This is a genomic window from Ignavibacteriales bacterium, assembly GCA_026390795.1.
Classification (GTDB): domain Bacteria; phylum Bacteroidota; class Ignavibacteria; order Ignavibacteriales; family Melioribacteraceae; genus Fen-1258.
In genome coordinates this window covers 774,094-800,781 of sequence record JAPLFG010000003.1, presented here as the reverse complement: position 1 = coordinate 800,781, position 26,688 = coordinate 774,094, and the positions used below count along the sequence as shown (strand labels likewise).

Here is a 26,688-nt window from a genome sequence, read left to right as displayed (position 1 = left end):
TTTGAAACAGGTTGTTTGTCTATATTGCGAAGGAACCGATGCAAAACTTGCTGTTTTATCCAAAGATAATAACGGTGTCAAGGTTCATCGCGTATCATCCTTAACCGTTTCCCGATCAATTCTTTCTTCTTCAAAGAAGGAAGTAATGGTTGAATTGGAAAATAAGGTAATGGATACCGATTTATCCTTCGACAACCTCGATTCAGTGAGTACTGTAGATTCACAATCTCACGAAAGTTCAGACGTTGAAATGCTTGATGCCGCGCTGCACGATTTGAAATTACGTAATATGCTTTTCATTCCGATTGTAACCGAACCGATAGTAAACTATCATTCATACGATGGACCGCGCAATCAAAACAAGAAGAAATTAATACAATCGGTTATTAGTGATCTTCAAGTAACAAAAGGAATTACGGTTACAGAAGATTTAGTTGATATTACTGAAATGAATGAAAAATCAATGCTCGGGGTTTTTCTTGAAGGGGATATGCCTTGTGTTGATTTGATTGGTCAGCTTGCAAATTTTAATAAGCGACGTTATCTGAAAATTCCTACAATAAAAACAGCTGAACTTTCTCTTACGTATTATGTTTCAAAATCAACAAAATTTTTCCCGGAAGATAATTCGCTCATTGTTTACATTGGAAAAGAATATAGTAAACTTATTTTTCTAGAAGGACAAAAATTAAAACATATCGGTTCACCGCTAGACATCGGTACAAAAAATCTTCATACGTATGATGTTTATTTTTCAAAAATTCTTCTTGAAATGGAAAACGGCGGTATTTCTAAACTCGATAACATTATTTTATGCGGAGAAGACAGATCTGAAAATTTAATCCTTTCCTTTTACGGTACGTTTCCGGAAGCAAATGTATCGGAACTAAAATTTGAAAACTTCGATTCAACAGAACTCAACGAAGAAGACCAGAAAAATCTCGCTTTGTTTGCAATTCCAATTTCAGCCGGGATTGAATATTTCGATGAATTGGATAAGACGCACGTAGGTGTAAATTTTCTACCAAAATATATTCAAGAGAATCAAAAGTTTTTACAATTCGGATGGCATAGCTACGCATTAATGCCTTTCTTATTCGGCGCCGCGTTTTTCTTTACTTTCAAAACTCTATCCAATTTTAGAGATATAAAGGAATTGGATTTTGAAATTAACCGTCTTAATCAGAGACAAATACAGAATCAGGCTCTTGTACAAGAAATCACTCCACTCGAAACCCGAATAAATAGTTTTGATGCCACACAAAAAATTATCGACGACGCTAGTGAAGGAGCCGGCCTGTGGAACTCATCGCTTGGAAAAATTTCAGATTTTGCCGAAACAAGAAGAAATTTTTGGGTTAGTAAAATAGAACCGGTTTCTAGAGACGAAATTAAACTTACAGGTTATTCATTATCCAGAAGTGTGCTTACCGAATTTGCTGGTATTAACAAATCGTCACTTCTCAAAAACATTAATTTCGAACCGTTAAGAGAAAAGAGCGCTTTCTCATACACAATTAACTTAAGATTACAAAACGATTCAACGAAGACTCAATGAGCAGCAAAGTTAAAAATACAATCATCATTCTGATAATTTTCATTATCATTGGTTTGAGCAGTGTTGCTTTTAACTTTGTTTATCAAAAAGCTAAAATAAGCGAGAAGCAGAAAAAAATTAAAGACCTAAAACTTTATCAACTTGATACGGAATCCTTAAATCTTCAGCTTGCATTGCTAACTAAACGTGTTGCAGAACTCGATTCTATCTTGGCTAATAGAAAATACAATATTCCGTTTAATGTATCTCAGGCTTCTTTCTTCGATTTTGTAAATCAAGTCAGCTATGGTTTCTCAAGCAATTCATATGTAAATATTGAGTTCAATGAAACAGAGACAGCTACTAATTACAATATTTATCATTACACTTTGAATGGAGTTGCTGAATTTAACGATCTTATAAGATTAATTTATGCTATTGAAGAGAGTAAGCAGTTAAAGAAAATTGAAGCCGTTTCATTATCTAACAACGTCAAAGTAGATGCGGACGGAACTCCGCATTATTTGGTTAAGTATGAATTTAAAGCCAAAACTTATTTCTCATCGGACAATAGATTTTTTGTGAAGGATCTTAAAGAAAATTCTATTGTACCCAACCCAGCTTACGATTTTTTCTATCCGTTAATCCGGAACGAAATACCTGCTAACCAAGACAACCTGTTGGATGTTCAATCTGCGCAGCTTTTAGCGTTAATTCCTGACGGAGCTTTTCTGGTTGATGCTAGCGGAAATACTTACCTGCTATGGGAAGGAGATAAAGTTTATTTGGGATATCTTACTAACATAAATTATCAGAACACCGAAGTGAATTTCGTCCTGAATAAGGGCGGCATCATCGAGAATGTTACTTTGAAACTTGAAAAAGAAAAAAAACTGAGTAAATAAAATGAAAAAGCTATTTATAATTTTGTTTTTATCCGGGTTAACATTTAGTGTCAATGCGCAGGTTGATCTGAAAGAAAAATTAAAAGGTGCGGTAAACCCGGAGGAACTTGTTTCTCTTTCCGAAACAATTACATTCGATCAGGCTATCCAGGTTCTCAGCAAGGTAAGTGAAAAATTAACGGGCAAGAGAATCGTTACTACTGTTACTCTAACAACTCCCATTGGAATTGAAATTGATAAATGGCCTTATAAAAGAGCGCTCTTTGTAATTGTCCAATATAACAATCTAATTGTCGAAGAAACGGAATCTACATTGATTGTTAAAAAGAAAGACGAATCAAAAGCTACATTGGCAAAAGATGCTTACGCACCTATAGATGAAAGGGAAGTTAAAATTTCCGCCGTACTTTTTGAAGCTAATATTGATGATCTGCGTGAAAGAGGAATTAACTGGGAATTTCTTCTTTCACAATCCGGTCTTTCAATCGGGACTAAAATAATTACGCTTCAAGAACAGCAGCAACAGCAAACAGCAGCTAACACCGGTCAAACGCAGGTAATTCAAAAACCTCCAACGTATGAAATTAATAACAGCACAAATTTTACTGCTGGTAAATGGGATGGAACCGCTACAGGGTTGTTCAGATTTTTTGAAACTGAGAACTTAGGCCAAATTATTGCCCGCCCAATAATTACAGCAAGAGACGGTGTTGAAGGAACAACTCAAATTGGAAATGACTTCTCAATTAAAGAAAGAGATTTTGCCGGAAATCTTCTCGATAAATTTTATCCGACCGGAACCATAATTAAAGTTACGCCTCATATTTTTAACGAAGAAGGGATAACATACGTTCTTCTCAAATTAAATATTGAACGCAGCAGTGTGGTTTCAAGAGATGCTCTTAGTACAAACGTAAGTAAAAATGTAGTTACAACAGATGTTCTCCTTTTAGATAAAGAAGAAACTGCCATCGGCGGCTTGTTCGAAAATCAAGAAATTTCAGTCCGTAGAGGGATTCCATTTTTGAAAGATCTTCCTTGGTGGGTTTTGGGTATACGTTACTTAGCCGGATACGACTCCAAAGAAACTATTAGAAAAGAAGTAATTATGCTGATAAAGGCGGAATTGCTTCCTTCTCTTAAAGATAGAATTCAAAAACTTAAAGACGATTCTGCATTGCGTGATATAAGGCAGGAGAATTTTGATAAGATGGACAAATACAAAAAACTGTTAGAGAAAAAAGAAGAACAAAAATAATTTTTGAGAGAGCCGATAGAAAAATATACACGCAGTATTAGACCGACTTAATAAATGCATTCCATCTTCGGATGATATTGAATTTTCAAAGTATCATTAAAAATTAGTTTTCCTTCCGCTTTCTTATTTAGTAATACTGGAGGTCCTTCGGTTAATGAAACTTAATTACCGTTTAATATTGATTACTCTTCTGATTGTTTTATTTATTTCGGTTATTTCAACTTTTATATTCTATTCGTTAGCCGGTCGTCTCTTAATGCAGCAGCAATCCAAGAATATTCTTAACTCAGCTAATGATTTTGCGTTTGTTTTCCAAAATGAGATTAGTAATGTAGAAGAGGATTTTAAAAAAATTGCACCGAGGATAAACAACTTTGATCAAATCAATCTGGATTCTACAGCAATTGACTTCTGCTTCACACTTGTAAACGATTCGATTATTAATGCACACGAATTCAAAATTAAAACAAAGTCATATCTTAATATCAGATCATCATCTTTCCGTCAATTCTTTTCGGATAATCCGAATGTTGTTTTAAGATATGCCCAATTTCCAAACGGCCGGACTATTTATTACGGTAATCAAATATCAACAGATTTCCTTAACCGAATCTCGCAAAAAATTCGGGCTGAGGTTGCACTTGTTATAAATGATTCTCCAATTGAAATTTCCAACCCAGATAAAAATCAGGTTAATCTTCTTTCGGTTATAAATGCTGTCCGGGAGTTAAAATTTAAAAACAGTTTTGATCTTTATTTTAATGAATATGAAAATGCTGATTTTTACTCCGTTTTATACTTGCCAAAATATTTTCTCACACCTGGCGCCAAAATAAATTTTGTTGTTTTCAATGTATTTAAAGAAGGAGTAGAATTTCGAAATACATTACGGATTGTTATGGTTATAATTGTAATTGCCGGAAGTGCAATTACATTTCTCATAGTCTTGGGCTTTACTATTAGATTGAGAAAACAAATTTCTCTGCTGAGTGAGGCTACTGAGATAACAGGAAAAGGAAATCTGGATCACCGGGTTAAAATAATTACACACGATGAAGTCGGCAGACTTGGCGAAACATTTAATAAAATGCTCGATGAACTTGTGCGGAATAAAAAAAATGAAAAGGAATATTCCGAATTCATTGCCCTCATTAATCAAAATCCAACAATGAAAGAAATCTCGGATGCCGCACTTTCCAAAATTATTAAATCAACCGGATTGACTTTTGGGGTTTTATACATTGTCGAAAATAAATTACTTCGAATAATTTCTTCATTCGGTGTAAGCAAAAATATTATTGAGTTGACACAAAATGCTGATCTTTACAGCAATGCAATAGATAAAAAAGAGAAGGTCGAATTTCATTTTAATGATAACTTCCCGGAAATAAAAACCGGCATTGCTACAATTAAAATAAAATATCTAACGATTTACCCTATTGTGTACAATAAAGAAACAATCGCGGTGTTGGAACTTGCTTCGGAATCGGCACCGCATGAAGAAGTAATGAATTACATCTCTATCATTCATGAACAGCTTGCGATAGGACTTACAAACGCTAAATCTTTTGAACAGCTCGAAAATTTTGTAAATGAATTAAAAAAATTGAATGAGGAATATCAGAAACAGAACGAGCATATAATTGAGCAAAACAGCCAGCTTAAAGCCCTTCACAGCGAACTTAAAGAGAAAGCCGGTGAATTAGAGAAACAAAGAGCTAAAGCTGTTGAGTTGACAAGAGTGAAGTCGGATTTTCTAGCAAGCATGTCGCATGAACTGCGTACACCGCTAATCTCAATTCTAGGTTTAACTGAATTATTAATTAAGGACACACTTGTTGCTGCAAGGACTAAAGACCGTTTAAATATTGTTCACCGCAATGGTGAAAAACTTCTCGGTCTAATCAATAATATTCTGGAATTCTCAAAATTTGAATCGGGTAAAATTGAAATTAAGAAAGAAAGTTTCTTACTAAGTGACCTTCTAAAAGAAATCAATCCCAATATTCAACATCTCACGTCGGAGAAAAATCTCCAATTTATTCTGGAGATTCAGAATAATACAAATGCATTGATTAGTTCTGACAAAGGTAAGCTGGAACAAATACTTCTCAATTTACTCGTCAATGCAGTTAAGTTTACCGAAACAGGGTTCGTCAAATTATCAGTAAATATTAACGATCTAAAGGATATTGAATTTATAGTTACAGATACCGGAATTGGAATTACCGAAGAACAGCAAGAACTAATATTCGGCGAGTTCAAGCAAGTTGATAGTAGCACGGCAAGGAAATATGGAGGTGCGGGTTTAGGACTGGCTATTTGTAAAAAATATATTGAATTATTCGGAAGTGCTCTAAAATTAAAAAGTGAAATTGGGAAAGGATCGAGATTCTCGTTTACATTATCGGATTCTGTTTTGGACGTTTTTGATGCAACAGATCATAAATTTTTGACTCTTGCTGAAGACATAATTGATAATGCTGAAGCAGAATCGATATTAATTATTAACGCCAATACAGATTCATTAAAACTAATTGGTGATTATCTTGCCTCTTACAATTATAGAATTATCACTACATCAAACAGCAAGGACGGCATCCGTCTTGCAATGGAAAAAAGTCCAATTGCAATAGTTTTAGATCCTCTAATCCACGATCAGAATATTTGGAATATTATATCGGAACTAAAAACCAATCTATCAACAAGCAATATTCCAATCATTCTTACAATGATTATAGAAGAAGCCAAAGTCGGATGGGAACCGGAAATATTTGATTTTATTTCTTTCGAAACGGAACGCAATGAATTTGAGAATATAATTAGAGAAGTTGAATCACATTTTGATCAACCAATCCAGAAAATTGTTATTCTTGAGAAAAATGATATTTCCTATAAAAAACTTGTTAATACTTTTAGCGATAAGTATGAATTTATATTGCTGAATTCTGCGGATGCGGTTAAACAAAAAGTTAAAGAAAATAGTCCACAGTTAATCTTAATTGATATGGAATCGTTTAATACCGAAGCACTGCAGATAAGTTATGAACTTTCCCGACAAAGGGTTACAAAAAATATACCGATTGTTTTCAAACTTCCACATGAATTTAACGACGAACTTAGCAAATCGCTCAATACGAAATTGAGAGAAATAACGTTGAAAATAAAGGCTCATCCGCTGGATGTTTTAAAAGTATTGCGCGACAGATTAAAAATTGATGATAATATAACGAACAAAAAAATTAACTTAATAGAAGAGCCACTTCAGAAGAACACCCCGTCTCAATCTGTTAAGAGTATTGAGCAGAATGAAAAAAACAAACCGACTGTTCTGATTGTGGATGACGATAATGATGCGCTTTTTACTATTGGAGAATTTGTAAAAGAACTAAACTGCGATACTATCTTTGCTCACAATGGAATGGAATGTTTGTTAACTCTTAATCATATTCAACCAGACCTAATATTTCTAGATATAATGATGCCGCAAATGGATGGCTTTGAAACCATCAAGCGTATTCGCGCCGAAGAGAGATTCGCTCAAATTCCAGTTATTGCCTTAACAGCATATGCAATGCTTGATAATAAAAATATAATTGAAAAAAATGGTTTTAATGATCTGGTGACAAAACCAATAAATTCGAAAATACTTTCAGCAAAGATGAATAAATTTCTCCTTTCTAAAATTGACAGATAATAGATGAAAAAAATATTAATAATAGACGATTACCCGGATAATGTATTTCTTCTTCAAGATAGACTAGAGAAAGAAGGATTTGAAGTTATAAAAGCATATCATGGTGAAACGGGAATTCAGAAAGCAGTGGAAGAAAAACCGGATTTAATTCTTTTGGATATTATGATGCCGGATATATCAGGCTTTGATGTTTGTAAAATATTGACCACAAATCAAGAAACAAAATTAATACCGATAATTCTTCTTACCGCTTTAACCGAGGCAGATAGTCTTAAACAGGGTCTGCTTGCCGGCGCATTCGATTATATTAAAAAACCTTTTAACAGAACAGAGCTAATTGCCAGAATAAATTCTGCGCTTCGTTTCAGTGAAACAAATAAAATTCTTCTTGAAGTGGAGAAAATAAAAACTTACGCCGCAACAGTCGTTACAGCCAATCACGAAATAAAACAACCTCTCACGTTAATCAATTTATCTACTGCGGCAATCCGGCGGGAAATATCTAAACCCGATTTTTCCAGTGAAGTAATTTTGAAGAGAATTGAATTTATTGAAAATGCTGCCAAAGATATTATCAATGTATTGGATAAACTTGGCTCAATAAAGAAACCTGTAATTACTCCTTATGTTAATGATCTCAATATTATAGATTTGAAAGCAGATGAAGGAAAGTTACCCAATTAATTCGCGGACTAGCGAAAGTAATTCTTCGAAGTTATAAGGTTTGTTAATGACTTTGTTAACATTTTCGATTTCAATCTTGACATTATCCACCGGAGAACCGGAAGCGAGAATAACCGGTAAATTATAGTTCGCAGCAGCAATTTCTTGCAGACATTCTATTCCATCCATCTCCGGCATTTTTCTATCAATGATCAATAAATCCGGCATTCTAGCTTTTAATGTTTCAAGAACTTCTTTTCCGTTAGATGAAGTAAGTACCGTGTAATTATATGATTGAAGAAGTTCCGCAAGAAGCTCCCGCAATATATCTTCATCTTCAGCAATCAATATTGTTTTGCCGCTGTCGTTTATAAGCGGTGTGGCTGTATGCGCCGCTTCCAACGTAATTATAAACTCAGTTCCATTTCCCGGTTCACTCAAAACAGAGATGGTTCCGCCGTAATTTTCAATTATTTTTTTTACAATTGATAAACCTATACCTGATGCTGTCTTCTTGCTCTTGGTTGAAAAATCTTCATCAAAAACTAATGGAAGAATTTCTTTTTCAATTCCTTTCCCGCTGTCTTTAATTCGCAGTTCGACTCTTGCACCATCATCTATATTCGATGTGGTAAATAAAATAACTCCGGTAGATTCGATAGATTCAATTGAATTTGTAAGCAAATTTAAAATAACCCGGTAATAATCTGAATATTTTCCAAGCACAAGTTTCAGATTTGGTTCGAGAAAAAGTTTAAAATCAATTTTCCCCTTTTGCTGAATTATAACTGAACGTACTATGTCGCTTACTATCGAGTTAATATTAATTCTTCTCTGATTGTTCTTTTTCGATTTATTGTCAAAGTTATCTCCAATCATCTCGGAAGCAAGATAAGTTCCGGCTTCAATACTGTTTAGGATGGGAAGAAGATCCGATGAGCTTGAAACTTTCCTTTTAAGTAGATCAATGCTGTTGAGAATGCGTGTAAAAATATTATTCAAATCGTGTGCAAGATGTTTTGTGGATAAATCGGCGCTCATTCTATTTTAAATTATACTTTAGAATTTTCGAATAGAGGGTCTTTTGGCTTATATCAAGCGCCCGTGCTGTATTTTCACGGTTCCAATCATTTTGATCTAGTGCCAATTTAATGTGAATTCGCTCAACTTCTTCCATAGACTTTATTGTGCCGTCGTCTTTTGTGAAGTTGGAAAAGTCGAAATCGGCTGTCGGCATATTTAAATCTTTCGGCAGAATAGTTTCGGACTCCGAAAATATTATTGCTCTTTCAATCATATGTTCAAGTTCTCTTACATTACCCGGAAAGTTGTAGCGTTGTAATTCAACTTTTGCCTCTTGCGAGAGTTTTTTTACTGCTCTAACCGGAGATTTTTTCTGCAAAAAATATTCTGATAGAAGCAGTACGTCGCCGTTACGGTCGCGTAGCGGGGGAATTGTTAACGTAATAACATTCAATCTGAATAATAGATCACGGCGGAAATTTTTTCTCTCGGCTTCTTCCATCAAGTTTTTATTTGTCGCACCTATAACCCGAACCGATGAAGAAAGATTTGTAACGCCACCAACTCTTCTGAATTCTCCGTTTTCAAGAAATCGTAAAAGTTTAGGTTGAAGAGCCAAACTCAACTCTCCAATCTCATCAAGAAATAAAGAACCGCCGTTTGCGATTTCAACAAGACCTTGCTTCGAACTTTTTGCATCAGTAAATGCGCCCTTTTCATATCCGAAAAGTTCACTCTCAATCAATTGATCGGGAAGCGAGGCGCAGTTGATTGCAACAAATGGTTTATCGGCACGGTTAGAATTTTTATGAACAAATTCCGCGAATAATTCTTTCCCGGTTCCGGTCTCGCCTTCAAGTAAAATATTTGATTCCGATTTAGCTGCACGCTCCGCTAATTTCAATATGGTTTTAATCTTTTCGCTTTCACCAATAATTGTATTGGGCGGTGTTTGACTAATCTTAGAAGTTAGAATTTTATTTTTTATAAGAAGGTCTTTGTATCCGAGTGCGCGTTCAATTGTAACGCAAAGTTGACCGAATTCATACGGCTTGGTAATAAAATCATACGCACCTTGTTTGATGCAGTCGATCGCCGTGCGGATATCGGATTTTGCAGTAAGGACAATTACTTGTAAAGACGGATAATTATCTTTTACATGTGCTAAAACTTTTTCACCGTGAATTTCTCTCATCTCAAGATCGAGAAGAAGAACATCATAGTACCGTTTTTTCAGATTTTCGATAGCATCTTTACCGTCATAAACGACATCAACGGAATACCCCTCGTTTACCAGTTCTTCTTTAAGAAGGTAACAGAGGGTTTCATCGTCATCTGCTATAAGTATTCTCGAATCTTTCATTTACAAGTGATTTTACGTGCCAATAATATATAAAAAAAGAGCGAGAAAAATAATTATTGAAATCATTTATAACATGCTTTGGAAATTAGTCGTGAGAGGATTATATTTACGCCCGCAAATTTTATTGATGGGGGCGCGTAGCTCAGTGGTAGAGCAACACCCTTTTAAGGTGAAGGTCGGTGGTTCGAGCCCACCCGTGCTCACAAAAAACCCAATATGAATAATATTGGGTTTTTTATTTTTAAAGAAAACTAAATTAGATAAGGTTTTTACTGCATGTTGTGATAGACCGATTGAACGTCATCATCTTCTTCAAGAGCTTCAATCAATTCTTGAACTTCCTTTTTTTGCTCTTCGTTTAACTCTTTGTAATTGACCGGCAGATACTGAAGTTCTGTGGCCTTGATCTCAATATTTCTTTCTTCAAGTGCTTTTTGCATTGATCCATATTCTTGAAACGGCGCATAAATATAAATGAACTCATCGTCATTTGAAAATTCATCAAGTCCAGAGTCGATCAAATCTAATTCTAAATTATCTAAGTCCATTTCTGCAGTTTTTGTAGCTTTGAATAATCCTTTTCTTTCGAACATGAAAGCAATTGAACCTGTAGTGCCTAAAGAGCCTTCATATTTTTTGAAGATATGGCGGACGTTCGCGACCGTTCTTGTCGGGTTATCGGTTGCGCATTCGACCACGACACCAATTCCGTTAGGACCGTATCCTTCATAAATAATTTCTACATAACCGGAGGTATCTTTCGAAGAAGCTCTTTTAATTGCGGCTTCTACTTTATCTTTAGGCATGTTAACGCTTTTCGCGTTCTGCATGGCTATTCTTAATTTAGAATTTGATTTTTGATCAGGTCCGCCTGCTTTTACAGCAATCTCAATCTCTTTTCTAACTCTATTAAAAGCCTTAGACATTCTTGCGTAACGTGCAAACATCACATGCTTTCTTGTTTCAAAAATTCTTCCCATTTTCTACTCAGTTTTGGTTAAATAAATTTTTCTATTTTTCGGTGGACAAATTTACAAATTCATTTTCAATATTTGGAGATCAAAATAGATCTACTTTTCAGTTAAAATCTTGAGATTACTCCAAAATCATATAAAAAATAATACTCTTATTGACAAAGCCGGATTTCTGTTATACATTTGCAGCCAAGATGACTAACGAAAAAAACATAACAACTTTAAATTGGTGGTGGTGGAGAAATATTTCTCTGCTATCCTAATGCTTTAAATAAACTTTAACAACAAGCCGTGGATGGTAGACCGTTCACGGCTTTTTTGTATCCAGCCGTGAACTTCCATTCAGCGGCTTTTTTATTTTATATATAACAGGAGGTTCACATGTCAAGCAACAAAATTATTTTTCTCGATCAGTCTCAAATGCCCACTCACTACTATAATATCTTAGCTGATTTTCCTATTCCGATGGACCCGCCGCTTCATCCCGGTACAAAGCAACCGATAGGTCCGCAAGATTTATCAGCAATATTTCCAATGGAATTGATCAAGCAGGAAGTTTCTCAAGAACGCTTTATAGAAATTCCGGATGAAGTAAGAGATCTTTATAAATTAAGTAGACCAACACCTTTAATCCGTGCAAGCAATCTTGAAAAAGTTTTGGATACTCCTGCTAAAATTTATTTTAAGTATGAGGGCGCAAACCCAACAGGAAGTCATAAAACTAATACTTCATATGCACAGGCGTACTACAACAAACAAGCTGGAATAAAAAAACTTGTAACAGAAACCGGGGCGGGTCAGTGGGGAAGTGCACTAGCAATGGCTTGTAAACATTTCGATATGGAGTGTGAAGTATTTATGGTGAAGGTAAGCTTCGATCAGAAGCCGTACCGCAAGACTTTTATGAAGTTGTTTGGTGCTGAAGTGCATGCAAGTCCTTCAAATCTAACTAATGCGGGAAGAAATGTCCTTAACAGCGACCCTGACTCTCCTGGATCGCTTGGGATAGCAATAAGCGAGGCGATTGAAGTTGCCGTACAACGTGAAGATACAAATTATAGTTTAGGAAGCGTGTTGAATCATGTTTTACTGCATCAGACCATTATTGGAGAAGAGGCGCGCATCCAAATGGAGATGGCTGATGTTTATCCCGATATTGTAATTGGCTGCCTTGGGGGTGGAAGTAATTTTGCGGGCATTGCATTTCCATTCTTACGTGATAAACTTTCCGGCGCAAAAAAAAATCTGCAAGTAATTTCCGTTGAACCTTCATCATGTCCATCACTAACAGAAGGCAAATATGAATATGATTTTGGAGATGAAGCCGGAATGACGCCATTAATGAAAATGTACACTCTAGGTCATAATTTTATACCACCAAAAATTCATGCCGGAGGATTGCGGTATCATGGTGCGGCACCCTCTGTTTCTTTACTTTATAATATTGGCGTGATCAATGCAAGAGCCTACGACCAAATGGAAGTTTTTCAAGCGGCACAATTATTTGCCCAAGCTGAAGGGATTGTTCCTGCTCCGGAAAGTTCTCATGCAATCAAAGAGGCAATCGTTCAAGCGCTGCGGTGCAATGAAACAGGTGAGATGAAAACAATTCTGTTTAATCTTTCAGGTAATGGATTTTTAGATTTAGGTTCGTATGAGATGTATTTAGAAAATCAACTGGAGAATTATACTAATGAAACAAATTATGCTAAAGTTGCAACAGGATGATTTTAATTTTAGAAGAGGCGGGCAGTTCCCGTCTCTTCTCTTTCAATAAACAATTTAGTTCTTCACTTTTATTTGAAGCAACTTCTTAACAGTGTCCAAATTTTTCTTATTCTTTACATCAATTCTTAAGCCTGTGCCTTCGGCATATTTCTTTGTGTTCTTAATCTCCTCAATTATTTCTTTTGGGAGATTGCTCTGTAGAATTTCACTAACGGCGTTATCACCAAATACTAACCCTATTCTAAAATATTTTGAATGAGGGATAAAGAACAATAAATTTCTTTTTTTTAGAAACAATTTTTGCAGCCAGCCGCTCTTAGCTCCGTAATATTTCCACTCGGTCACCGCAGAACCAAATTTTGTCTCAACATACTTTATTAGATCAATCCATAATTTGTAACTGGCACCTAGAACAGATTTGAGTTCGTCTTCGGTTGGTTGTTTCAATTTGTACGTAAAAATTTTGTTTTCCATTTAATTTTCCGTTAAAAGCTTTCAGCAAAATAAAATAAGATTTATAAATAAGAAAAAATCATTAGAGAGAAGAAATTTTCCCAACTTTACAAAATTTGCTAAAGCAATTATGCTTCATTAACTTTTCACACAAAATAAAATAAATACTAAAAAGCATGGATTCAGTTTTTCAAATATTTTTAGGAAGTCTTCTACTAAGTTTAGTTCACGCTTCGATTCCAAGCCATTGGCTTCCTTTAATTGCAATCGGCAAGGCTGAGAAGTGGACCGACAAAGAGACGGTAACCGTAACAGCTATTACCGGCGCATCGCATACAATCAGTACGGTAATTATAGGAATTATTGTTGGATTGGTTGGTTACAAGCTTTCAGAATCGTATCACTATATAACCCATATTGTCGCGCCGACAATTTTGATTATTCTTGGTCTCATCTATTTGTATTTGGAATACCGTCACAGTTTAATAAGAACCGCTCATCAACATCATCACATTCATGTAGATGAAATAATTGAAAAACGGAAAAGCAAAAAGTCAATTGTTCTTACATTGAGTATCGCAATGTTCTTTTCACCGTGTTTGGAAATAGAAGTATACTATTTCACGGCGAGCCGTTTAGGTTGGCTGGGTATTGGAATTGTTTCGGTGGTCTATTTTTTTGTTACTGTTCTTGGAATGATGTTTCTTGTTCACTTTGCATCAAAAGGAGTCCGTAAGCTCGACTGGCATTTTCTGGAACATCACGATAAACTAATAAGCGGAATCGTACTCGTGCTTGTTGGTGTGCTTGCATTTTTTGTGGAATACTAAAGACTACTTTTATTTAGCCAACATTCTATGCAAAGTGAGGAATCCGAAATCAATGATTCTAGACTCCTCATTTTGTACAGAAAAACAAAATTTAATTTACTCCAATCTCTTTCAATAAATTATCTGCACCGCCGATTTTATCCATCACCCATAAAACGTAACGTATATCAACGCCAATCGAACGGCTGTAAGATTCATTCCAGGCAAAGTCATTTATTGTGGCTTCAAAAGCACGGTCAAAGTTAACGCCTATTAAATTCCCATAAGCATCAAGGACCGGGCTGCCGGAATTGCCGCCTGTGGTATCCATATTGTAAAGCATTCCCACCGGAAGTTTACCCGTTTTCTTGCTGACATATTTTCCGAAATCTTTTTTAGCATATGCAGCGCGGAGTTTATCTGGAATTACAAACTCTTGATCACCCGACGCATTTTTTTCAATTACACCCTCAATTGAAGTGAACGGTTCCATATAAATTGCATCAGCCGGATTGTACCCTTTAATGTATCCGTACGTAAGCCGTAGTGTACTATTTGCATCTGGAATAAAGTTGGTTTTTTTCCATTCCATTTTTACATCAACTAGATCGCCGTAAAGTTTGTTAAGTTTTCCCTCGTTTTTTTGACTCTCTTTGTCGCTGGCTTGAGACTGCATTTTTATTTTCTTTGCAAAAATAAAGAGCGGGTCCTGCATTGCCGCAATTTCTGCCGGTGATTTTTTTAAAAGTGAATCAAAAAATTCATTCTCACGGATCTTTGAATTTGTTATGTAATTGGAAATAAAATCTTGAAAAGTTTCTTCCGGATGAATTCCATTCCCTTCCAATAATTCATCAACAGCCGCTATACGTGATGATTCCTTGAAGTTGTTTGCATCCATTAACATTCTATTAAGCATTGCTTCTTCAAAGTCGGTATTGTAATTCTGTTTTAAATATTCTATTCTGCTTAAAGTCTGATTAATATTATTTTCTTGATATGCTGGATTTCTTTCCATATCCGGTTTCCGTATTTCTTCCGAATAAGTAAGAACAAAGTTTGCCAAGGAAAGCGTTGTTGAAAAAGAATTGATTTGCCGCAGCCACAAATCCGCTTTTGCGTTTTGATTTACTAATTCAAATACATTATGAATTTCTTCCATCAAATTGCCGTATTTTGTTTTTAGTTTCGAATCGGAATTGATGAATTGCTGAAGCTGTTTTTCTTCTTCCTGTTTCTGTGCAATGAGATTTATCTTTTTCAGTCCTTTAATCTTTCCTTGATAATTTTTCATTGTGTTGGCTAAACCTTTAATTCGACTTGCAAAAGCAAGTGTTAGTTCTTTGTTGTCCGCACTGATTTCCTGCATTGTTTCAATTGCATACTGGTATAGGTCTGAAATGTAAGGCAGTAAATAATCAAGCTGATATTTCATATACTGCGATGGGCGGTGGCGGAAAGTTCTTCCCGGATAACCGAGCTGAAAAACAAAATCTCCCGCTTCAACTCCATTTGGGTTGATCTTTAAAAACTTTCTTGGTTTGAACGGAACATTCTCTTTAGAGTATGTTGCTGCTTTGCCATCTGGTGCAACATAGGCACGCATGATTGAAAAATCGCCGGTGTGGCGCGGCCAAATCCAATTATCTGTTTCACCGCCAAAATTACCAATTGATTGAGGCGGGGCAAACACAAGCCGTACATCACGAATTATGCGGTACTTAAATAACACATAAGTTTTTCCGGCAAACATTTCCGACACATCTGCTATGATAGATTCCTTTTCATCTGTAGCTGCATCTGAAAGTTCTTTGCTCTTTTGCGCTATCATTTTAGTCCGTTCTACGGGATCGGAAATATTTTTGATAGCACCAAGAATTGCGTCGGAAACATCTAGATATGATTCGGTGATCTTGCAAATATAGCCTTGCGAAGGGATCTCTTCGGATGGAGTTTTAGCGTAGAAACCGTTTTCAAGATAATTTTTTTCTACCGTACTTGCGCGTGTGATTGCGCCGAATGCACAATGATGATTTGTAATGATCAATCCATTTTCAGAAATAAATGATCCGGTACATCCGCTTAGCTGCACGAGCGCATCAACAAGGCTAACTCCGTCTGGATTATAAACTTCTTTCGTTTCAATTTTTAAACCGGCCTTTTGTAAATCAATTTTATCAATTTCGCTCAAGGGATACATTCCTTCTTCAGGAGAGGCCGGGATCATCCCCAAAATAAATGTAAGTGAAAAAGTAATTGTAAATAGTTTTAAAAATTTGGATAGCCAACTACTTCGTAGCATAAATTCTCCTAGATAGGTTGGTTCAAAAATAATATTATGTTGAAGAATAACGAAATTAAAGAAAGCGGTATTCTGTTCTTTTGAAGAACTGAATTCTTTCCACATTCAATAATTCAAAAAAAATTTTGCTCTTTATTTTGGGTATTGGGGCAAGCGTATTGTAAAAATTGTTTTCATTGAATCGTTGGAGACAAAGCTGACTTTCCCTTTAAGATATTGTTCAACAATCAGTTTAACACTGTAAAGTCCAATACCTCTTCCTTTGCTTTGTTTTGTACTGAATGATCTCTGGAAAAGCTGTAGTTGAATCCTGTTTGGGATCACTTTTTCATTGTAAATATTGAACAGAATATCTGGGGAATCTAAAGACGCTGAAATTCTAATAAGATCATTTTTCTCCGATGCCTCCAGTGAATTTTTGAAAAGGTTGCCAAGCGATCGAATCAGCAATGTTGAATCTGTAAAAAAGTTTACATCTTCCTCTTGTTCTTCAATCGATAAAATTTTGCCCTTTGACAGTTCATGATTTTTGTAGAGATCATAAACGTCATTCAGAGTTTCATTTATAGTTGTTTTCCTAAATGCCGGTATTAGAACCCCATCCTCTGCGCTTCTCAATTCTCTTTGAAATATTATTTCATTAATTAATTGTCTTGAGGTATCCTTCAATACCGACGTAAACTCGGTCTTGTCTTCTTCATTATCGACATCATGCAGCAACTCTGCAAGTCCGTTTACCGCTCCGGCAGTATTTAATATATCGTGGAAAAAAATTCTTTCGAGTGCTTCACGCCGTTTTTCGTTTGAAATATCCCTAATCGCAACCATCGAGTAATGCGAATTGAAAATCTCTATCTGTTGAGTACGAACTAAAAGATCATAGGAAATATTTGAACCGTTTGAATCAACAGTTAATCTGCATTCCTCTTCTGTTGTTTGTTGAGAATTGTTCGAAATTTTTATTCCTTTTGCCACACCGCATTCCGAACAGAATTTTGTTGTCCCGCAACCGGGAAGATTATCATGAATATGTATGCAGTTAATTGCTTCGCCAAATCTTTTACCAAAAATGCTTTGATAATTTTGCGAATTAAATCCTTTTAATGCTTTTGAATTCAATGTAATAATCTGCCGGTTCTTATTTATTATAAAAGCAATTTCTGGAAAACCATCAAGTAACTGTTTTACAATCGGATTATTCTCAAATAGACTAATCTCTTTTTGAATTTCTTCCTGTGTACTTCTTTCCGGAGAATCAAAAAATGTTTTATGTAGTGAATCGGAATTAGATTCATTATTCAAAGTAATATCTCCCGCCTATGGCGATATCCAGATGCAATGATGTTTCCGGGAATAAATTAAATACCGGTGCTATTTCTATAAATGTATCAATCGGCAATGATTCCGGTAACCAGAGTAAACCAATTACACCTCGTGCGCCCAGAGTGTTGCCGTCCTTATTTCCAAAATGAATTCTTGCGCCGAATCCATAATAAATCGGGAAGCGGTACGGTGATTTTATTTTATCGTAAATATGAAAAAGATAATCTCCGTGTAGCGAAAAAGTTTTATTAGGATGAACAAAAGAGTACGCTAAACCAAAATCAAATGCATGCTCGTCGCTCACCCAATATTTTCCGCTAAATCCTGTTGGTTCACCAAGCATAACTCCCAATCCAAATTTCCTTGCTTGTGAAAAATTATTTATTGATGTTAAAGAAACAATCAACAAGACTGCAAGTAAGAACTTACCGGCTTTCACTTAATACCTCTGATTTTTTTACTAAGCTAAATACGCAAATCAGATTAAAAATTAAAGTCAAAATGGCGATCGATTATAAACAGTTTCTTCTAATATTATTATCGAATATTATTAAATTTGATTTAGAGATCATTCAAAAGAGGCTTAGATGAAAGAAGCATCGAACAATTCAGCAATTAATACCTTACTTCAAGAGAATTCTGATTCCTTTGTTTATGCCAAAAAAAAGACGGCAATAATCTTATCTGCAGGTCACGGCAAACGGATAAAGTCTCAAACTTCTAAAATGCTTCATAAAATTTGGGAAATTCCAACCGTAGAAAGAGTTTGTAACTCTTGCCAAAAAGCTTTAGCGGATTCGAATATCATAATCGTTGTTGGTATTAAAGCCGAAGAAGTTGTCAAAACAGTCGGTAAGAAAAAATCAGTTTCGTTCGCTCTTCAAGAAGATCAGAAAGGTACAGGCCATGCAGTTCAAGTCGCTCTGGAAAATATTACTGACAAAACTTACGATGGAACTGTCTACATTTTTCCTGGAGATATGGGTTTGATTGATGAAGAGACAATTCATTTTTTCAAAGAGAAGTTCGAGAAATCCAATGCTGATATGATGGTTTTAACCGGAATTTATGATGGTCCCGTTGAAGATAATTATTATGGAAGAATTTTGAGAGTTCCGGAGAATGATTTGAAAAGTCGTTCCAAGAAAGAGAGCGGCAAGGTAATTGAAATTCTTGAATATAAAGAAATACTCAATCTTGACGAGAAGGAAAAATACAGTGCTGAATACCATAACAGAAATTTTAAATTCTCACGAAAAACTTTATTGGAAAACTGCGAGTTTAATTCAGGTGTATATGCATTCAAATTTAAGCCGTTAGCCGAACTAATTCAAAAAATCGGAAGCAATAATGTTCAGAATGAAATTTATCTAACAGACCTTATTGGGCTCTTCAACAAAAACGGATATACAGTTGAAGCGGTCAGTCCAAAAAATCAGTATGTTCTGATGGGCTTCAATAATAAATCTGTGCTTAAAGAAATGGATGCAATTGCGCGAAAGCTGGTATATGAAAAAGTGAAAGATATTGTAATGATTGATGATCCGGATGATTTCTTCATTGAAGAAAATGTTGTGGAAGAAATTATGGAAATGGATAAACATGGATTACCGCTTGAAATCCGGATTGGTAAAGGTGTATTTATCGGCAAGGGTGTTAAGCTAAATTATAATCTGTCTTTCGGTAAAAATACTTTTATAGAAGGGGACATTCAGTTTGGTAAAAAAAATACTATAGGAGATAACTCACATATTTCATGTTTCTATGGTCAAAGAATTAATGTCGGTGATAATGTAGAAATATTTGGCGGCAGCATTATAAAAGGGAATGTTAATATTGGAGCCGAATCAAGAATAGAAAGTGGTGTTAGAATAACAGGGAGCGATCAGCTTCCATGCATAATTGGTTCACACGTTATAATTAAAGGAATAACTTACATCTTCGGATCTCGAATTAACGAGAATATATTTATCGAACATTCGGTCTTAATGAAAAAAGATATTGTAAAACCGGCAGGAGTAAAAGCAGATATCTATCACGTAAGATTTTATTTACCGGAAGCAGAAGGCACCGACGCCGTGAAAGATTTATAAAAAGAAAAAGGCAATCCGGTAAATTGAATTGCCCGCTAACTCAAATTCAAATCACAAAAAATTATTTAACGGCAGTTAATTTATTTACGTGTTTAGTAAGAGCGGATTTTCTTCTGGCAACAGTATTTTTATGCATTCTTCCTTTAGAAACTGTCTTATCAAGAAATGCAACTGTTTCCGTTAATAATGTTTGAGCTTTAACCGGATCTTTTTCATCCACTACTTTTTTGGTAAGTGTTTTTACTTTAGATAGAGCTGTTTTATTTCTTTCAGCTCTTTTTTTGGTCGATCGTACTCTTTTTTTTGCTGATTTGTGCTGCGCCATTAATAAAACCTTATTTTGTTAAAAAACGTGCGTAAATATAGTATACGATGGCTTACAAATCAAACTGAAGTGCGATATTAACTTTATTCTCAAACCGGTTGTTATTATCTTTGCGCCTCTTTGAAAGGCATTATATCTATTTATGATTAAGATAAACGAAATATATTACTCAATTCAAGGCGAAAGCTCCAAATCGGGGCTTCCTACGGTCTTTGTAAGGTTAACTTATTGCAACCTTCGCTGCTCGTATTGCGACTCGGAATACGCATTCCACGACGGTACAGAGATGACGATTAGTTCTATCATAGATGAAGTAAAAAAATATAACTGCAATTTAGTCGAAATTACAGGCGGAGAACCGTTATTTCAGAATGAAGCTCTTGATTTGATGAAACAATTATGCGAGGCCGGATTTGAAGTAATGCTCGAAACAGGCGGAAGCCTTCCAATAAAAGAGATTGATAAACGGGTAATGATAATTATGGATTTAAAATGCCCGTCGAGTAATATGATGAAAAAAAATCTCTACGAGAATGTGGATTTTATTAAACCAACAGATGAAATTAAATTTGTGGTCGGAAGTCGTGAAGATTATGATTGGTCCAAAGAAATTATATGTAAATACCAATTGCTTGAAAAATGTACAATCTTGTTCTCTGTGGTTTTCGGGCGGCTTGAACCTGTAAAACTTGTTGAATGGATTCTGCAGGATGAAGCATGGTCTTTAGTTCCTCCGGGAAAAATTAGATATCAATTGCAGATACATAAATATATTTGGGAACCAACAACTAAAGGCGTTTGATGAAAATTGCAAAAGAATTTCATTGGGAAATGGGGCACCGTCTTCCTTTTCATTTAGGTAAATGTAAAAACCTGCACGGGCATTCTTATAAATGTATGGTTGAACTAACCGGAGATCCGGATTCTAACGGAATGGTTATTGATTATTTTGACGTAAAGAAAATTATCGGTCCTATAATTGAAGAACTTGATCATTCATTTATGGTTTCTAAGAATGATAAAGAAGTAATTGAAGCTCTCCAGAAATTGAACTCTCAAATGGTTGTTGTTCATTTTGAAACTACCGCAGAAAATATTTGTCTCTATCTTCTGGATAAAATTAAATCATCTAATCTCCCCAAGAATATTCATTCAATAAAAGTACGCGTTTTTGAAACTGAGAATACTTATGCGGAAGAGGAAACAAGAATATAACTTCGATTACAGCAAATCAAAACCAAATCGATTTGCAAAAACAGAAAAACAAGTTATTGTTCAAATTGATGATGACGTAGCAAAAGTATTTTCGTCATCGGAAGAAGTTAATAATGCGCTTCGCGCGCTAATTCGTATTTATCCGCCAAAAAGAAAAAAATCTAAAATTAATTCTTAAACTTTTTCACTTCGTTCAAAATACTCGGTAGAATCTCTCCCGATTTCCCATAGATTGAATAATCAGCAAAGCGTGACATTTCCGTTGGCTCTAAATTTATTTCGACAATGTAGGAGCCGGCCTGCTTTGCCGTTATTGGAATATATGCTGCAGGATAAACTACTGCTGATGTGCCAACAACAAAACAGATATCGCTCCACTCAGCGGCTTTTTCGCCTTCGCTGAATTCATCCTGAGGAAGCATTTCTCCGAACCAAACTACGTCTGGACGAACCAGTCCGCCGCACTTAGAACATTTTGGTGCTGTGCCGGGTAATTCAATTTCAAGAGAATTATAAAATGTGTGACAATTGATACAGAAATTTCTTTCGATATTGCCGTGAAGCTCAAAAATATTTTTGGAACCGGCACGGCGGTGAAGGTTATCAATGTTTTGTGTTACGACCGAGACATCAAAATAATTCTCAAATTCTGCGATGGCAATATGTCCGGCATTCGGTTGAGCTTTGTTAACGATATCTCTTCTGTGCTGATACCATTCCCAGACTAAATCCGGGTTACGCATAAAAGCATCGAAGTTTGCAAGCTCTTCGGGTTTCATCTTATTCCAGATTCCATCTTTACCGCGGAATATTGGAATTCCGCTTTCCGCGGAGATTCCGGCACCTGTAAAAAAGACGATCCTTTTTGCCGAGCTTAGCTTAGCAATGAATTCCGGTTTGAATTCCATAAGAGTATTATTTATTCTGAATCTTAAGAATAGTTGTGAAGATTTTAGAATGAGATTCTTCGCCCTCCGCGTTAGGCGGAGGACTCAGAATGACATAGAAAAAAAATTATTCGTCTTTTATGTCGTTCAAAAGTTTTTTCGCTTCTGCTAATCTTTTCTCATCATCTTGATGCTGAAATTTACAGGTAAGAGCTTTGTTCAACATTTCGCGAGCCGTTTTATAATCATCCTCACGGATAAGTGAGAGTGCATAATCAACATAGAACATCATATAGCCGGGATAAATTTCAATTGCTTTTTTGTATTCTTTTAAAGCTATTTCATTATCTGCCCAGCCTAATCCGAGAATAGAGCGTGCAGGTTTCCATTTTTCGCTTGTCTTTGCATGTGTTCTTGCCAATACATAATGGGCAACCCCTTGAATAAAATTACCGCCGTTACCAAGCTGAATTGATTTTTCAACATCAGCTCTTACACTATTTACAACACCCGCAACGGAAAATACACCTTTAAATAAAGCAATTTTTCCATTCGCAATTGCACGGCGCAATAATCCTCCAGCCTGATCAGGCTGTAGTTTGACGGATTTATCGGCATAGTCAAGAGCTTTTTGAAAGACTGCAAGTTGTGCGTCTTCTTGCTCGCTTGTACTTGCGGGCATTTTATCGGCTATATCTACATAAGTACGTGATAAGTGCCAGAGAACTTCATAATTATTTGGTTCTATTTTTTCGGCTTTCTTAAAAGCATCGAGAGCTTTTTCGTTATTAAATTCTTTATAATATTTCTCCCCTTCATCCATCAGAGCATCGAGTGATTGTGAATATACTCTCCCAAAAGATGTTAAAATAAAGACGATTAGTAAAATGAAAGATTTGTTTGTTCTTTCCATAATGCATTCCTCAATTAGTGGATGATTGATTTACTTTTATTCTGCTTTATCTGAGTTATTATCCGGAATGAATAAAGAAGTTTCTGCAAGAGGAAGAAATCTTGTCCACCTGCCTCCTTTATTCTTATCTGCTTCGATTGCATACTTATAAGCATTAGTCTTTGCGCTGAGTTCATCTGCCTGATAAAGAGCGATTGCTTCTAAAGTTTTCGGTTCAACAGGAGATGCAAATTCCAACTTTCCTTGATGACTTAAAACTAAATGTATCAAATGAGTTTTTAATTCTTCCGGAAAGTCTGGTATTGATGAAGCGGTTTTTTCAACTGTAAGTGCGCCGATCATAATATGTCCGATCAACTTACCCTTATCCGAATAATCGAAAACAGAATCGTAAGTAAGTTCTTCCGTCTTACCGAAATCATGAAGCAGTGCGCCGGAGATTAATAGATCATGGTTAAGATCGGAATGAATTGAACACATCAGTTTGCAAATGCGGACAATCTCTAACGTATGTTCCAGCAATCCGTGAATATAAGCATGATGCCATCCTTTACCGGCAGGTGTGCGGCAATATTTATCAAGATTTTCTCCGGAGAGAATTGTTCTTAAAAGTTTATTCAAATATTGGTTTTTAACGGAATCGATTACTTGATTCAGTTCATCCATCATTTCATCAAGCGGGCGGCGAGATCTTGGCAAAAAATCTTCCGGTAGTACATTATCACTTTCCTGTGCCGGACGAATTTTTTCGATTTTAATTTGAGGAGCGCCGTTAAAATCTTCTATCAATCCGGCAACTTTTACAACAGTACCCTCTTTTAATTTTTTGGAATATTCTTCGGCGTTGTCCCATACTTTAGATGGAAGTGCGGCAGATTTGTCCCGCAATTCCAAATTGAGAAATAACTTTCCGTTTTTAGATGTTTTAACTTCACATTTACTGACTATAAGAAAAATTAGAAGTTCGTCACCGATAGAAAATTCATTAAGCGCTTTTTGATCTAACATATTGAAGGTATGTCCTTTGTTCTATTTCAATTTACTAAAAAATACGGGGAAGGAGAAAATTACTTTAAAGAAATTTTAGCACACTTTCGTTTGGTAGCCGGACCATAACAGAACATCGCAGCAGCTCAACTGAGACTGCAAGCCATTTATCTTCCTGTGTACTAGTTACAACTCCAATTACATCTTTGAACGGACCATCAATTATTTTTACTTTTGTGCCGACTTCAATCTTATTGCTTACAAACACTTCGGGAGAATCAAATAATATTCTTTTGATATTTGCAATTTCCCATTCCGGAATTATTGAAGGTTTACCATCAAAAAAAACAGTTTTCACAATTGCCTTTTGAGAAACTGCCAGCATCCTATTTCTTTCAGAAACGTGAATAAAAATGTAGCCACGGAAGAGCGGTTCCGTAATTTTTTTCTTCCGATCACTCCATTTTTTCATTACCGTAATTGTAGGAAGATAATACTCAATTGAAACGCTTTCCAGCTGAATTGCAGCTTTGAATTCCTGACGTGGTTTTGTATAAAGTGCGAGCCAATGTTTTACAGTAATGTCGTTCACTGAAGCCATTTTAACCTGTCTAATCAGAAAGTGATGATTGTGATTTTTGTTAGAAAAGACATTCTCTGATCTGGCTCACCAACAAATCATGTTCTACCGGTTTAGATATTATTCTATCAACACCAAGACGTAAATATTTTTTGGAAATCTCATCGTTAAGTTTAGCGGAGACAACAATAATTGGAACCGTTCTATTCGCTTCTTTTTTCTGGATCGCCTCAACCAATTGAATTCCGTTCATCAGCGGCATGTCATGATCGGTAATAATTATTGTAGGAAGCAGATCCCTGTACATTCCAATTGCCTCGTAACCGTTATCTGCAAATTTTACATCGAAATTTGGAAGAGCCTGTTCAATAATTTTTTTGTAAAGCGTTCTAATACTCTTGTCGTCTTCAACTAACAAAACAAGGTTTTTAGCTTCGGGAACCGTGCAATGGAACTCGCTTCCTTCTCCAACTTGAGAATAAAACCAAACCTGTCCACCGTGTTTTTCAATTATTTCTTTGACTAATGTTAATCCAAGCCCGCTCCCTTTTTCTCCGTTCGTTCCAACGAGAGAAAACTTTTGATCTATCTTGAAAAGTTTCGTCTGATTCTCTTCCGAAATTCCGAGTCCTTCATCGCGGACGACAATTTCAATCATGCCTTCTTTAAATCTGCTTGCCGAGAGATGAACTTCTTTCCCTTCCGGAGTAAACTTGATTGCATTTGTCGCTAAATTTACAATGGCTTGGCTTATCAATCGTTCGTCTGCGTTTATATGAAGATCCGAAGGAATGTCTATCTTAACATCAATATTTTTTCTGACTGCGTCACCTGTAAGCGGTGTAACCGCGGTCGAAACAACAGCTTTAACATTTAGGCGAACCGGGTCAACTTTTATTCTGCCGGTTTGTAGACGCGACCAATCTAGAAGACAATTAATCAGGTTAAGCTGGGATTTTGATGCATCATAAATATACCGGATATATTCGTTCCGCTCATCTTCAGAAACATCCTGTTCGTTCAAAAGAATTTCTGAAAAGCCAAGAAGCGTAGTAAATGGAGCGCGAAGATCATGCGACACAATAGAAATAAATTTATCTTTCGATACATTCAGCTCTTTAAGAGAATCGCAAGATTTCTGAAGTTCAGCTTCATTAAGCTTAATATCGGAAATATCTAGGACTGTGCTTTTTTTCTGAATTATATCTGTTCCGGTTTCAGCGCGAACTACGGTCAAAAATTCCTTTACCCAAACTTGTTTACCGGATTTGGAATTAATTCTGTATGTGAACTCAAGTGAATCTTTTACGGTATCGTTCTCGAATTCAAGCAGATTCTTTTTAACGTCACTTAAATCTTCTTCATAAATAATCGAGTAGTGGTTTTCCGGTAGACTATTTATTTCGGCGGGTGTGTAACCGGTAATTTTTTCAACGGAATCTGATACAAAACTTTCCGCAGAACCGTTAAGATATTTTATCGAAAAAAAAATATTACTAAATCTGCTGTTGAATTCTTTCAAGGCATCAAAATTAATTTTATCTTTCTCCATACCCTTCGATATTCAATGAAAAGTGGATCAAATATAATAAAATAATTTTTAATACAGCATATGAGACTATTTAAGTGTGAATGAGAAACTAATTTAATTAT

The 26,688-nt window shown here is 35.6% G+C and carries 24 protein-coding genes and 1 tRNA gene; 12 read left to right on the top strand and 13 right to left on the bottom strand.

The window, feature by feature from the left end; translation table 11 throughout:
- Position 1 precedes the first annotated feature (1 nt).
- From NTX65_07125 to NTX65_07105, 5 genes are all read left to right on the top strand, one after another.
- Entirely contained in the window at positions 2-1,558 is a 1,557-nt protein-coding gene (locus NTX65_07125) for a hypothetical protein (GenBank protein MCX6169091.1), read from the top strand.
- The gene (locus NTX65_07120; protein ID MCX6169090.1) at positions 1,555-2,442 is read left to right on the top strand and encodes a hypothetical protein; all 888 of its coding nucleotides are present in this window, start codon (positions 1,555-1,557) and stop codon (positions 2,440-2,442) included. Before NTX65_07125 ends, NTX65_07120 begins: the two co-directional genes overlap by 4 nt.
- A gap of 1 nt (position 2,443) precedes the next feature.
- The gene (locus tag NTX65_07115; protein ID MCX6169089.1) at positions 2,444-3,700 is read left to right on the top strand and encodes a hypothetical protein; all 1,257 of its coding nucleotides are present in this window, start codon (positions 2,444-2,446) and stop codon (positions 3,698-3,700) included.
- A 154-nt stretch (positions 3,701-3,854) separates the two neighbouring features.
- On the top strand, positions 3,855-7,397 hold the full coding sequence (locus NTX65_07110) for a response regulator (GenBank protein ID MCX6169088.1): 3,543 nt from the start codon (positions 3,855-3,857) through the stop codon (positions 7,395-7,397).
- A gap of 3 nt (positions 7,398-7,400) precedes the next feature.
- Entirely contained in the window at positions 7,401-8,081 is a 681-nt protein-coding gene (locus tag NTX65_07105; GenBank protein ID MCX6169087.1) for a response regulator, read from the top strand.
- On the opposite strand, the gene NTX65_07100 is transcribed toward NTX65_07105, so the two are convergent.
- On the bottom strand, positions 8,070-9,101 hold the full coding sequence (locus NTX65_07100) for a response regulator (GenBank protein MCX6169086.1): 1,032 nt from the start codon (positions 9,099-9,101) through the stop codon (positions 8,070-8,072). The two genes, NTX65_07105 and NTX65_07100, sit on opposite strands and share 12 nt — an antisense overlap.
- A 1-nt stretch (position 9,102) precedes the next feature.
- Entirely contained in the window at positions 9,103-10,446 is a 1,344-nt protein-coding gene (locus NTX65_07095; protein MCX6169085.1) for a sigma-54 dependent transcriptional regulator, read from the bottom strand.
- Positions 10,447-10,577: 131 nt separating this feature from the next.
- Here NTX65_07095 and NTX65_07090 point away from each other — a divergent pair.
- A tRNA-Lys gene (locus NTX65_07090) sits at positions 10,578-10,649 on the top strand.
- A gap of 66 nt (positions 10,650-10,715) precedes the next feature.
- On the opposite strand, the gene NTX65_07085 is transcribed toward NTX65_07090, so the two are convergent.
- On the bottom strand, positions 10,716-11,426 hold the full coding sequence (locus NTX65_07085) for a YebC/PmpR family DNA-binding transcriptional regulator (protein ID MCX6169084.1): 711 nt from the start codon (positions 11,424-11,426) through the stop codon (positions 10,716-10,718).
- 375 nt (positions 11,427-11,801) lie between these two features.
- Here NTX65_07085 and NTX65_07080 point away from each other — a divergent pair, with 375 nt between their 5' ends.
- Positions 11,802-13,148: a TrpB-like pyridoxal phosphate-dependent enzyme gene (locus NTX65_07080; GenBank protein ID MCX6169083.1), complete on the top strand. Its 1,347-nt coding sequence runs from the start codon at positions 11,802-11,804 to the stop codon at positions 13,146-13,148.
- Positions 13,149-13,202: 54 nt separating this feature from the next.
- On the opposite strand, the gene NTX65_07075 is transcribed toward NTX65_07080, so the two are convergent.
- Positions 13,203-13,622, bottom strand: coding sequence for a DUF3788 domain-containing protein (locus tag NTX65_07075; protein ID MCX6169082.1), 420 nt, complete (start codon positions 13,620-13,622; stop codon positions 13,203-13,205).
- A 155-nt stretch (positions 13,623-13,777) separates the two neighbouring features.
- Here NTX65_07075 and NTX65_07070 point away from each other — a divergent pair, with 155 nt between their 5' ends.
- Complete coding sequence (locus NTX65_07070) at positions 13,778-14,431, top strand: sulfite exporter TauE/SafE family protein (GenBank protein MCX6169081.1); 654 nt, start codon at positions 13,778-13,780, stop codon at positions 14,429-14,431.
- Positions 14,432-14,522: 91 nt separating this feature from the next.
- On the opposite strand, the gene NTX65_07065 is transcribed toward NTX65_07070, so the two are convergent.
- From NTX65_07065 to NTX65_07055, 3 genes are all read right to left on the bottom strand, one after another.
- On the bottom strand, positions 14,523-16,712 hold the full coding sequence (locus NTX65_07065; protein MCX6169080.1) for a S46 family peptidase: 2,190 nt from the start codon (positions 16,710-16,712) through the stop codon (positions 14,523-14,525).
- Between the two features lie 132 nt (positions 16,713-16,844).
- Complete coding sequence (locus tag NTX65_07060; protein ID MCX6169079.1) at positions 16,845-18,014, bottom strand: HAMP domain-containing sensor histidine kinase; 1,170 nt, start codon at positions 18,012-18,014, stop codon at positions 16,845-16,847.
- A complete protein-coding gene (locus NTX65_07055) occupies positions 18,007-18,474 on the bottom strand; it encodes a hypothetical protein (GenBank protein MCX6169078.1) in 468 nt (155 codons plus the stop codon). The genes NTX65_07060 and NTX65_07055 overlap by 8 nt, the downstream gene beginning before the upstream one ends.
- Positions 18,475-18,622: 148 nt before the next feature.
- Between NTX65_07055 and NTX65_07050 the strand changes: the two genes are divergently transcribed.
- Positions 18,623-20,128, top strand: a complete 1,506-nt coding sequence (locus tag NTX65_07050) for an NTP transferase domain-containing protein (protein ID MCX6169077.1) — start codon at positions 18,623-18,625, stop codon at positions 20,126-20,128.
- Positions 20,129-20,189: 61 nt separating this feature from the next.
- Here the strand turns inward: NTX65_07050 and rpsT are convergent, their stop codons facing one another.
- Entirely contained in the window at positions 20,190-20,453 is a 264-nt protein-coding gene (gene rpsT, locus NTX65_07045) for a 30S ribosomal protein S20 (GenBank protein ID MCX6169076.1), read from the bottom strand.
- Positions 20,454-20,595: 142 nt separating this feature from the next.
- Here rpsT and NTX65_07040 point away from each other — a divergent pair, with 142 nt between their 5' ends.
- Genes NTX65_07040 through NTX65_07030 form a run of 3 tightly spaced genes read left to right on the top strand, consistent with a single transcriptional unit; the run spans position 20,596 to position 21,846 of the window.
- The gene (locus NTX65_07040) at positions 20,596-21,255 is read left to right on the top strand and encodes a radical SAM protein (GenBank protein MCX6169075.1); all 660 of its coding nucleotides are present in this window, start codon (positions 20,596-20,598) and stop codon (positions 21,253-21,255) included.
- On the top strand, positions 21,255-21,668 hold the full coding sequence (locus NTX65_07035) for a 6-carboxytetrahydropterin synthase (protein MCX6169074.1): 414 nt from the start codon (positions 21,255-21,257) through the stop codon (positions 21,666-21,668). The genes NTX65_07040 and NTX65_07035 overlap by 1 nt, the downstream gene beginning before the upstream one ends.
- Entirely contained in the window at positions 21,643-21,846 is a 204-nt protein-coding gene (locus NTX65_07030; protein MCX6169073.1) for a hypothetical protein, read from the top strand. Before NTX65_07035 ends, NTX65_07030 begins: the two co-directional genes overlap by 26 nt.
- Here the strand turns inward: NTX65_07030 and NTX65_07025 are convergent.
- From NTX65_07025 to NTX65_07005, 5 genes are all read right to left on the bottom strand, one after another.
- Entirely contained in the window at positions 21,836-22,576 is a 741-nt protein-coding gene (locus tag NTX65_07025; protein MCX6169072.1) for an NAD-dependent deacylase, read from the bottom strand. The two genes, NTX65_07030 and NTX65_07025, sit on opposite strands and share 11 nt — an antisense overlap.
- Positions 22,577-22,682: 106 nt before the next feature.
- Positions 22,683-23,468 (bottom strand): hypothetical protein, encoded by a 786-nt coding sequence (locus NTX65_07020; GenBank protein ID MCX6169071.1) that lies wholly within the window; start codon positions 23,466-23,468, stop codon positions 22,683-22,685.
- Positions 23,469-23,504: 36 nt separating this feature from the next.
- Positions 23,505-24,476: an HD domain-containing protein gene (locus NTX65_07015; protein MCX6169070.1), complete on the bottom strand. Its 972-nt coding sequence runs from the start codon at positions 24,474-24,476 to the stop codon at positions 23,505-23,507.
- Positions 24,477-24,540: 64 nt separating this feature from the next.
- Positions 24,541-25,056, bottom strand: a complete 516-nt coding sequence (locus NTX65_07010) for a UpxY family transcription antiterminator (protein MCX6169069.1) — start codon at positions 25,054-25,056, stop codon at positions 24,541-24,543.
- A 40-nt stretch (positions 25,057-25,096) separates the two neighbouring features.
- Entirely contained in the window at positions 25,097-26,587 is a 1,491-nt protein-coding gene (locus NTX65_07005) for a response regulator (protein ID MCX6169068.1), read from the bottom strand.
- Between the last annotated feature and the right edge of the window lie 101 nt (positions 26,588-26,688).